Raw genomic sequence first — 9,524 nt, 5'->3', positions numbered from 1 at the left:
GTGCGTTCCGCGCCGTGGCCGTCGAGAGCTCGCCGGCGGTAGCCGACGGGTCTGACGAAACGGTCGATCTGACCGTCGAGCCCGCCGCGCTCGGCGAGCTCGCGCCCGGCGTCTACCCGCTCCGGGCCCGGCTCACCGGGGCGACCACCACCGATGCAGCCGGCAAGACCGTGCCGTTGAGCGTCACCACCGGATCGGTGCTCGTCGTTCCCGCGCCCTCCGACGCCCGCACGGCGGTGATCGTGCCGGTGACCGCGACACCCGAGAACGGCGCACTGCTCACGGCCGACGAGCTGAGTACCCTCACCGCCGAGGGCGGCTCTCTCGCCGAGCTGATCGACGCCGTCGCCGGCACCAGCGCGATCCTGGCGATCGACCCGGCGATCCCCGCATCGATCCGCGTGCTCGGCGACCGCGCTCCCGTCAGTGCCAGCCAGTGGGTGGAGCGCTTCGAGGCGCTGCCGAACGACATGTTCACCCTGCAGTTCGGCGATGCGGATGCCACGGTGCAGGCTCAGGGCGGGCGCTCCGAGCTGCTCGGCACGCCCGATCTCACCCCGCTTCTCGACCCTGCCGACTTCCCCGCCGTGGATCCGAAGCTCGAGCCGACCGCGAATCCCACTCCCACGCCCATCCCCACCGCCGAGCCCGAACTGCCCGACAGCAGTGAGCTGACGGCCGTGCGCGGTGCGCAGGGCGGCATCCTCTGGCCGCGCCCGTCGGTGACCGAGCAGGATCTCGCCACCTTCGGCGCCTACCTCGGCGACAAGGTCACCACGATCCTCCCCTCCACCTCGGTGCAGGGCGAGGGGGCGGCCGTGCACAGCGCGGTCGACGCGCGTGACCTGCTGATCACCGACGCGGCGGCGTCCGCGCGCCTGTCGGCCGCCGTCGAGCACACCGATCCGGCAGCGGCGGATGCCGGGATGGCCGCAGTCGCCGGGCACCTCTTCTTCGCCCAGCAGCGCAGCGCCCTCACCGCCGTCGCGCTCGAGCGATCCGAGACCCGCTCGCCGGAGGCGCTGCGCAAGGCGCTCGTCGCCTTCGCCAGCCCGGGAGCGACGCTCAGCACACTGCGCGCGGGCGATCCGGCATCCGTCTCCCTCACCGAGACGACTGCCGGTGCGAGGGTGGCAGAGCTGAACAGCATGCTGGCCGCCGCCGACCGGCTCACCGCCTTCGCGACGATCCTCGACGAGCCGGCCGTGCTGCTCGTCCCGGATCGCATCCGCACGCTGCGGGTGATCGGGGTCGGCCTCACCGACGAGGAGTTCGCCGAGCAGGTCGCCGCCCACACGAAGCGCGTGAACACCACCCTCACCTCGGTGACCGTGGTCAAGCCGAAGCCCGTGCAGCTGTTCACCTCGGCCGCACCTCTTCCCGTCTGGGTGCGCAACGACCTGCCCTGGCCGGTCACCGTCACGCTGTACAGCACACCGTCCGACAACCGTCTCGACATCCAGCCGGCGACCGAGGTTACGGCCCTCGCCTCGAGCTCGACCCGCGTCGACGTGCCGATCGAGGCGCGCGTCGCGAGCGGCCGCGTCGACGTGACCTTCTGGCTCAAGAGCCCCACGGGCGTTCCGATCGGCCAGCCGGAGGTCGCCGACGTCACGCTGCGCGCCGACTGGGAGGGCATCGGCCTCGGCATCCTCGGTGCAGTGATCGTGCTGCTGCTGATCGTCGGCAGCGTGCGGATGGCTCGTCGCCGGAGAGCGGATGCCCTGCACCAGGCTCAGGGGTCGAACGGGCCCGCAGAAGGAGAGCAGTGACAAGTCTCGGCCGCGCCAGCGCCATCCTCGGGGCGGGGACGCTGATCTCCCGCGTCACCGGTCTCGTGCGAACGATCGTGCTGGTCGCCGCGATCGGCACGATCGGCCAGGCGGGTGACGCCTTCGGTGTCGCGAACCAGCTGCCGAACAACGTCTTCACGATCATCCAGACGGGCATCCTCACCGCGGTGATCATCCCGCAGATCGTGAAGTCGGCCAGCCACCGCGACGGCGGGCAGGCGTACATCTCGAAGCTGTTCACGCTGGGCACAGTCGTCTTCCTCGTGGCGACCGTGCTGGCCATGCTCGCCGCCCCCTGGCTGGTGGCGCTGTACGGCCCGAACTTCACCCCCGAGCAGATGGCGCTCGCGATCGCGTTCGCCTTCTGGTGCCTGCCGCAGATCTTCTTCTATGGGCTGTATGCGCTGATCGGCGAGACGCTGAACGCCAAGCGCGTCTTCGGCCCGTACACGTGGACACCGGTGGCGAACAACATCGTCTCCATCGCCGGCTTCCTCGTCTTCATCGCCCTGTTCGGCGACAACCAGAGGCGGGTGGATGTCTGGGACCCGACGATGATCGCGGTGCTCGGCGGCACCGCGACGCTCGGCATCGCCGTGCAGGCCCTGCTGCTGCTCTTCGCCTGGCGTCGCACGGGTCTGCACCTGCGCCCCGATTTCCGGTGGAAGAGCGTCGGCCTCGCTCAGGTGGGCACGCTCGCCGGCTGGACGTTCCTCATGGTGATCGCCGGCCAGATCGCCGGACTCATCCAGACCCGCGTGGTCACCGACTCGTCGGGCGATTACCCCTCGGTGTTCATGATGCAGGCCGCCTGGCTGGTGTTCATGCTGCCGTACTCGATCTTCGCGATCTCGATCGGCACCCCGTACTTCACCCAGATCGCCGAGCACGCCCACGCGAACCGGCGCGACGAGGTGCGCTCCGACGTCGCCCGCTGCATCCGGGTCGTGTCGCTGTTCATCGTCGGCTCGGGCATCGCCCTCGCCGTCGCCGCGGTGCCGGCCACGCGCATCTTCACCGAGAGCCCCGCCGATGCCGTCGCCGCGGCCCCCGTGCTGGTCTGCTATCTCGTCGGTCTTCTGCCCTTGTCGGTACTGTTCATCGTGCAGCGCGCGTTCTACGCGTTCGGCGACACCCGCACCCCGTTCGTGTTCACGCTCGTGCAGGTGGGTCTGATCATCGGCTTCTCGTACCTCGCCGCCGCGGTCGCCCCGCTCAGCCAGCTCGCGGCGGCCGTCGCCCTGGGACAGTCGATCGCCGGTCTCGTGCAGACGGTGATCGCCGTGCTCATCCTGCGACACCGTCTCGGCGGACTCGAGCTGCCGCAGACGCTGCTCTCTCTCGGCCGCTTCGTGATCGCCGCCGTGCCCGCCGGCCTCGCCGGGTGGGGCACCTACCTGCTGCTCGGCGCCGACCGGGGATGGACCGCCGGCCAGACCGGCTCGACGTTCATCGACAAGCTGTTCGGCGCGGTCGGCACGGGCGTGATCGGCCTTGTCGCCGTCGTCGTCTACGCGCTCGTGCTGCTGGTGTTGCGCGCGCCCGAGATGGCCGCCGCCCGCAGACTCGTCACGCGGGTTCTGCCGGGGCGCTGAGACGCCCCGGGTTCGCCGGCATCGGGCATCCGGACTCGTCGTTCTGCGCGACGACTCGCCCGACGCGCGGGAATGCCGCCCGGTTACCATGGGTTGAAGCAGACGACGCGGATCATCCCGCGCCCGCCGGACATCCGCAGCCTTAGGAGAGCACATGCGTCAGGTCATCATCATCGGCTCCGGCCCGGCCGGGTTCACCGCCGCGATCTATGCGGCGCGAGCCAATCTCAGGCCGCTGCTGGTCGCCAGCACCGTCGAGGTCGGCGGCGAGCTGATGAACACGACCGACGTCGAGAACTTCCCCGGCTTCCCCGACGGCATCCAGGGCCCCGATCTGATGGCCAAGCTGCAGGCGCAGGCCGAGAAGTTCGGCACCGAGGTGCTGTACGACGACGTCACCGAGCTTCAGCTCGACGGACCGGTCAAGAAGGTCATCCTGGGCAGCGGTGCGGTGCACGAGGCGTCGACGATCATCTACGCGACCGGCTCGGCGTACCGCAAGCTCGGGGTCGAGGGCGAAGAGCGCCTGTCGGGCTACGGCGTCTCGTGGTGCGCGACGTGCGACGGCTTCTTCTTCCGCGAGAAGGAGATCGCTGTCGTCGGCGGCGGCGACTCGGCCATGGAAGAGGCGACCTTCCTCACCCGCTTCGCCTCGAAGGTGTACGTCATCCACCGCAAGGACTCCCTGCGCGCATCGAAGATCATGCAGGAGAGGGCGTTCGCCAACGAGAAGATCGAGTTCATCTGGAACAGCACCGTCGACGAGATCCTCGGCGGCGACTCGGTCAGCGGTGTGCGTCTGCGCTCGACCGTCGACGACTCGACCCGTGAGCTCGCCGTCGACGGCGTGTTCGTCGCGATCGGCAACGACCCGCGCACCCACCTCGTGCACGACAAGCTGCAGCTCACCGATGCCGGCACGATCTGGGTCGACGGGCGCTCGTCGCGCACCTCGGTTCCGGGTGTGTTCGCCGCCGGCGACGTGATCGACCCGACGTACCGTCAGGCCGCCACCGCCGCCGGATCGGGCGTCGTCGCGGCGCTCGATGCCGAGCACTTCATCGCCGACCTCGAAGACGCCTCGGTCGAAGAGCCGGCCGCCGTCGCCGCCGAGATCATCGTCGGCTGAGACACCTCGTCGCGGTGGCACACGCCGCCGCGGGAACAGAATCGCGCCGTCTGACGTTCGATCAGGTGGACACCGAACAAGGAGACAATCCATGACTGCCAAGGCAACCACTCAGGCGACCTGGGAGCAGGACGTGCTGCAGGCCGAGGGACCCGTGCTGGTCGACTTCTGGGCCGCGTGGTGCGGACCGTGCCGCATGGTCGCGCCCGTGCTCGACGAGATCCAGGCCGAGAACCCCGACAAGATCACGATCCTCAAGCTCAACGTCGACGAGAACCCCGATCTGGCCATGAAGTACCAGATCACCTCGATCCCGGCGATGAAGGTGTTCCAGGGCGGAGAGGTCAAGACAACCATCATCGGCGCCAAGCCGAAGTTCGCGCTCGAGCAGGACCTCGCCCCGTTCATCGGCTGAGCCTGCCGAAGGGTCTGACCCCACGTTGGGTCCTTGAGCCTGTCGAAGGGCCTGTCACCATCCGCGGTGACAGGCCCTTCGTCGTCTCAGGCGGCCAGCATCCGCCAGACGGTGGTGCTGAGCTCGGGGTACTCGTGCGCGATGCTGCGCAGCACGCTGTCGTTCCAGCGCGGATCGCGCGGATTCCCGCCGCGATCCTCGTACACGTCGGTGCGCAGCAGCAGCACCACGAGCTCGTCGACCGACGGCAGCTCCGACATGAAATCCCAGGGATCCTCCCCGCTGCGCAACCTCTCATGCACGAGAACCGAGCGCTCGTCCCCCGCCTCCGCGCGCAGCACTTCGAGACTGGCGCGGCGGGGGAACGAGGGGATCACCACACAATTCTACGAGCGCCGAGTGCGTGTGCGGCGCTCGACCTTCCCATCCTCGGTCATCGCCTCGAGCTCCTTCCCCTTCGTCTCGGCGACCTTGAAGTACACGAAGAAGAACGACAGCAGTGCGAAGAACGCGTAGAAGCCGTATGCGAAGGTGAGTCCGATCTCGGCGAACGCCGGGAAGGTCGTCGAGATGAAGAAGTTCGCCGCCCACTGCGCTGCGGCAGCCACCGCGAGAGCGCCGGCGCGGATCGAGTTCGGGAACATCTCCCCCAGCAGCACCCACACCAGCGGGCCCCAGGTCGCACCGAAGAACACCACGAACGCATTGGCGCTGATCAGCGCGATCGTCGACCACGGGTCGGGAAGGGTGACTGCGCCCTCGGCATCCAGCGTCCCGAACGAGAAGGCGACGGCCATCAGTCCCAGCGTGACCGTCATGCCGATCGAGCCGACCATCAGCATCAGCCGGCGACCCACACGATCGACCAGCAGGATCGCGATGATCGTCACGACGATGTTCGTCACCGACGTGATGACGGTGATCGTCAGGGCATTCGACTCGTCGAAGCCGACCGACCGCCACAGGGTCGTCGAATAGTAGAAGATCACGTTGATGCCGACGAACTGCTGGAAGATGCTCAGCAGGATGCCGACCCAGACGATCGGCTTCAGCCCGAAGCGGTGGCCGCGCAGATCGCTCAGCGACTCGGTGCGCTCGGTGTTGAGGGTGCCGGTGATCTCGGTGATCTTCGCCTTCACGTCGATGGTGCCGGTGACCAGGGTCAGCACCTCGGCTGCCTTGTCGACGTCGCCGCGTGCGACGAGGTACCGCGGCGATTCGGGCAGGCGCATCGCCATGATTCCGTAGACGATCGCGGGGATCGCCTCGGCGATGAACATCCAGCGCCAGGCATCCAGCCCCCACAGCGGCTCCGCAGCGCCGCCCGCGACGTTCGCGAGAAGGGCATCCGAGAGCAGGGCGACGAAGATGCCGGTGACGATCGCGAGCTGCTGCAGCGATCCGAGCCGGCCGCGGACGTGCGCCGGTGACACCTCGGCGATGTAGGCCGGGGCGATGACGGAGGCGGCGCCGACGCCGAGGCCGCCGATGACGCGCCAGATGATGAGGTCGATCACCCCGAACGCGAGCCCCGATCCGACGGCCGAGACGAGGAACAGCACGGCCGCGACGATCATCGTGGGTATGCGGCCGTAGCGGTTGGCCAGCGGTCCGGCGAACCACGCGCCGACCGCGCAGCCGATGAGCGCCGACGACACGGCGAAGCCCTTGAGTCCGACGCCGAGACCGAACGCCCCCGCGAGGGCGTCGACCGCTCCGTTGATCACCGCGGTGTCGAAGCCGAAGAGGAACCCTCCGAGCGCCGCCGCGATGCTCACCCCGATGACGCGTCGACGGATGCCGTCAGCCGGACCTGTGCCTGCTGGGTGTGTCATGATGCCCCTCCTCTTCCGGTGCTCCGGATGCTAGCGGAGCGAGGGCGCGGGCTGAAAGGGGCGTGCGTGCGGGTGCGGAAAGCGGTAGTGCGGCTTCGGGAGTGGTGGGGCTGAGCGTGCGCCCGGAATGGCAGATGAGCACCGGGCGTACCCGGTGCTCATCGCCGGCTGTCGTGATCGACTCGGATCAGCGCGATCCGAACTCCTCTTCGCCGAGCTCGGCGAGAATCCGGTTGAGATCCTGGATCGATGCGAACTCGATCTTGACCTGGCCTTTTCGTGCACCAAGAGCGATCTGCACCCGTGTGTTGAGGCGATCCCCGAGCTTGTGCGAGACCTCGTCGAGGTACGCGCGGCGCGCCCCTGCGGTGGGCTTGCTCGCAGGTGCCGATGTGGTGGGCAGGGTCTTCGCCGCGGCCTCGGTGGCGCGCACCGAGAGGTCTTCGTTCACGACCTTGTCGGCGAGGCGCTGCATCTGCTCGGGCGTCTCGACCGACAGAATGGCACGGGCATGGCCCGCCGAGATCACTCCGGCGGCAACCCGCTGCTGCACGGGCAGCGGCAGACGCAGCAGCCGGATGGTGTTGCTGATCTGCGGACGCGAGCGGCCGATGCGGGTGGCGAGCTGCTCCTGCGTGATGCCGAAGTCCTCGAGCAGCTGCTGGTACGCGGATGCCTCTTCGAGCGGGTTCAGCTGCGATCGGTGCAAGTTCTCGAGAAGAGCGTCGCGCAGCAGATCCTCGTCGGCAGTCTCGCGCAGGATCGCAGGAATCGTGGCGAGGCCGGCCTCACGAGCGGCGCGGGTACGACGCTCGCCCATGATCAGCTCGTACTCGCCGTCAGCGTTCTGGCGAACGATCACTGGTTGCAGGACGCCGAACTCGCGCACGCTGTGCACGAGCTCCGACAGGTGGTCCTCGTCGAAGTGCGTGCGCGGTTGACGAGGGTTCGGAACGATGCTGTTCGGGTCGACCTGGATCAGCCGCACGCCGGGCACCTGCGAGAGCTCCGCCTCATCGGTGGCGGTGACGGTCTTCTCGGGCTGTGCGGGCGCGGCATCCGTCTTCACCTTGGTCGCGCCGGGGAAGAAGACGTCGACCGGACGCTCCGCCTGATCCGTCGTGGGGATGAGTGCGCCGATTCCCCGACCCAGTCCAGTGCGCTTGGCCATCATGCTCCCTTGTTCTGCGCGGCGGATTCCTTGCGCTGCGCGATCTCGACTGCTGCTTCCCGGTAGGCGACCGCCCCTGCCGACGTGCCGTCGTACGAGATGACGGTCTGTCCGAAGCTCGGGGCTTCGGACACCCGCACAGAGCGCGGGATCACGGCGCTGAGCACCTGCTGCGGGAAGTGGGTTCGCACCTCGTCGGCGACCTGCTGGGCGAGGCGCGTGCGCGCGTCGTACATCGTGAGCAGGATGGTCGACAGGTGAAGTTCTGGGTTGAGGTGCTTCTGGATCATCTGGATGCTGCCGAGCAGCTGACTCAGGCCCTCGAGAGCGTAGTACTCGCACTGGATGGGGATCAGCACCTCGGATGCCGCGGTGAACGCGTTGATGGTGAGCAGTCCGAGCGAAGGCGGGCAGTCGATGATGACGAAGTCGACGGGATTGTCGCGCAGGTACTCCTCGAGAGCACGACGCAGACGGAATTCGCGTGCGACCTGCGAGACCAGTTCGATCTCGGCCCCAGCGAGGTGGATCGTGCTGGGTGCGCAGCGGAGGTTCTCGGACTCGGGACTGTCCTGAACGATCTCGCCGAACGGGAGGTCGTTGATCAGGACGTCGTAGATGCTCTTGGTGTCGGCGGAGTGCGTCACTCCGAGCGCCGTCGACGCGTTCCCCTGCGGGTCGAGGTCGACCACGAGCACTTTCGCGCCGAGATCAGCGAGAGCGGATGCCAGATTGACGGCCGTCGTGGTCTTTCCCACACCGCCCTTCTGGTTCGACACGGTGAAGATGCGAGTCTCCCCGCTGAACTCGACCTCGACCGTCTTGAGCGCCTTGCGCCGCGACGAGAGGTCTGCGAGTTCCCGAGCGAGCGGGGTATCCATCCCGAAATCCTGGTTCGGCGATGCGTTGTCGGATGGTTTCACGTGAAACATCGACTCCTTTCGGGACCGTCCTCCACTCTACGTGATCCCTCCCCCACTCCCCCGCCGCCTCTCCCTTCCCCCGCTCACTGAGCGAGCAGCCTCCACGCCCCGGTCATTGAGCGAGGAGCGCAGCGACGAGTCGAAATGCCCGTTCCACGTGAAGCACGTGTCGCACGACTGCCGCTCACCCCACGGTCATTGAGCGAGGAGTGCAACGACGAGTCGAAATGCCCGGAAGCCGCACGCCCCTACTCCAGTAGCCAAGATGCCGGCGACGCCCTCCAGACACCCGTTTCACGTGAAACGTGCGTCGACCGGCTCTCTCCACCCCCGGTCATTGAGCGAGGAGCGCAGCGACGAGCAAATGCCCCTTCTACGTGAAGCCCGTGTCGTACGACTGCCGCTCACCCCACGGTCATTGAGCGAGGAGCGCAGCGACGAGTCGAAATGCCCGGAAGCCGCTCGCCCATATCCCAGCAGCCGAGATGCCTGCGACACCCTCCAGACACCCGTTTCACGTGAAACGGGTGTCGACCGGCTCTCCTCCACCCCCGGTCATTGAGCGAGGAGCGCAGCGACGAGCAAATGCCCGTTCTGCGTGAAGCCCGTGTCGCACGACTGCCGCTCACCCCACGGTCATTGAGCGAGGAGCGCAGCGACGAG

General features: G+C 67.9%; 8 protein-coding genes. 4 read left to right on the top strand and 4 right to left on the bottom strand.

Going from position 1 to position 9,524, the window contains the following annotated elements:
* The 4 genes from RT309_RS11215 to trxA all read left to right on the top strand — a co-directional run.
* The coding region (locus tag RT309_RS11215) for a DUF6049 family protein (RefSeq protein WP_313357077.1) at positions 1-1,772 on the top strand (1,772 nt) is incomplete at its 5' end.
* A complete protein-coding gene (gene murJ, locus RT309_RS11210; RefSeq protein ID WP_313357075.1) occupies positions 1,769-3,388 on the top strand; it encodes a murein biosynthesis integral membrane protein MurJ in 1,620 nt (539 codons plus the stop codon). The genes RT309_RS11215 and murJ, both read left to right, overlap by 4 nt.
* Before the next feature lie 154 nt (positions 3,389-3,542).
* Positions 3,543-4,517: a thioredoxin-disulfide reductase gene (gene trxB / locus RT309_RS11205; RefSeq protein WP_313357074.1), complete on the top strand. Its 975-nt coding sequence runs from the start codon at positions 3,543-3,545 to the stop codon at positions 4,515-4,517.
* Positions 4,518-4,608: 91 nt separating this feature from the next.
* Positions 4,609-4,932 (top strand): thioredoxin, encoded by a 324-nt coding sequence (trxA, locus tag RT309_RS11200; RefSeq protein WP_204974995.1) that lies wholly within the window; start codon positions 4,609-4,611, stop codon positions 4,930-4,932.
* Positions 4,933-5,018: 86 nt separating this feature from the next.
* Here trxA and RT309_RS11195 read toward each other — a convergent pair whose 3' ends face one another.
* The 4 genes from RT309_RS11195 to RT309_RS11180 all read right to left on the bottom strand — a co-directional run bounded on the left by RT309_RS11195 (position 5,019) and on the right by RT309_RS11180 (position 8,819).
* Positions 5,019-5,309 (bottom strand): tryptophan synthase subunit alpha, encoded by a 291-nt coding sequence (locus RT309_RS11195; protein WP_177243789.1) that lies wholly within the window; start codon positions 5,307-5,309, stop codon positions 5,019-5,021.
* Between the two features lie 9 nt (positions 5,310-5,318).
* Positions 5,319-6,767 (bottom strand): sugar porter family MFS transporter, encoded by a 1,449-nt coding sequence (locus RT309_RS11190; RefSeq protein WP_313357069.1) that lies wholly within the window; start codon positions 6,765-6,767, stop codon positions 5,319-5,321.
* Positions 6,768-6,954: 187 nt separating this feature from the next.
* Positions 6,955-7,938, bottom strand: a complete 984-nt coding sequence (locus RT309_RS11185) for a ParB/RepB/Spo0J family partition protein (RefSeq protein ID WP_313357068.1) — start codon at positions 7,936-7,938, stop codon at positions 6,955-6,957.
* Positions 7,938-8,819, bottom strand: a complete 882-nt coding sequence (locus RT309_RS11180; protein WP_313357066.1) for an AAA family ATPase — start codon at positions 8,817-8,819, stop codon at positions 7,938-7,940. Before RT309_RS11180 ends, RT309_RS11185 begins: the two co-directional genes overlap by 1 nt.
* Positions 8,820-9,524: the final 705 nt, after the last annotated feature.

Origin of the sequence: Microbacterium sp., from assembly GCF_032084865.1 — a bacterium.
In the GTDB taxonomy this organism is placed as follows: domain Bacteria; phylum Actinomycetota; class Actinomycetes; order Actinomycetales; family Microbacteriaceae; genus Microbacterium.
This window is presented reverse-complemented; position numbering and strand designations above follow the sequence as displayed.

What these genes read in the sequence shown, in the direction of transcription:
- trxB (WP_313357074.1), top strand. Translation starts at nt 3,543, where the DNA reads ATGCGTCAGGTCATCATCATCGGCTCCGGCCCGGCCGGGTTCACCGCC.
- trxA (WP_204974995.1), top strand. Translation starts at nt 4,609, where the DNA reads ATGACTGCCAAGGCAACCACTCAGGCGACCTGGGAGCAGGACGTGCTG.
- RT309_RS11190 (WP_313357069.1), bottom strand. Translation starts at nt 6,767, where the DNA reads ATGACACACCCAGCAGGCACAGGTCCGGCTGACGGCATCCGTCGACGC.
- RT309_RS11185 (WP_313357068.1), bottom strand. Translation starts at nt 7,938, where the DNA reads ATGGCCAAGCGCACTGGACTGGGTCGGGGAATCGGCGCACTCATCCCC.
- RT309_RS11180 (WP_313357066.1), bottom strand. Translation starts at nt 8,819, where the DNA reads ATGGATACCCCGCTCGCTCGGGAACTCGCAGACCTCTCGTCGCGGCGC.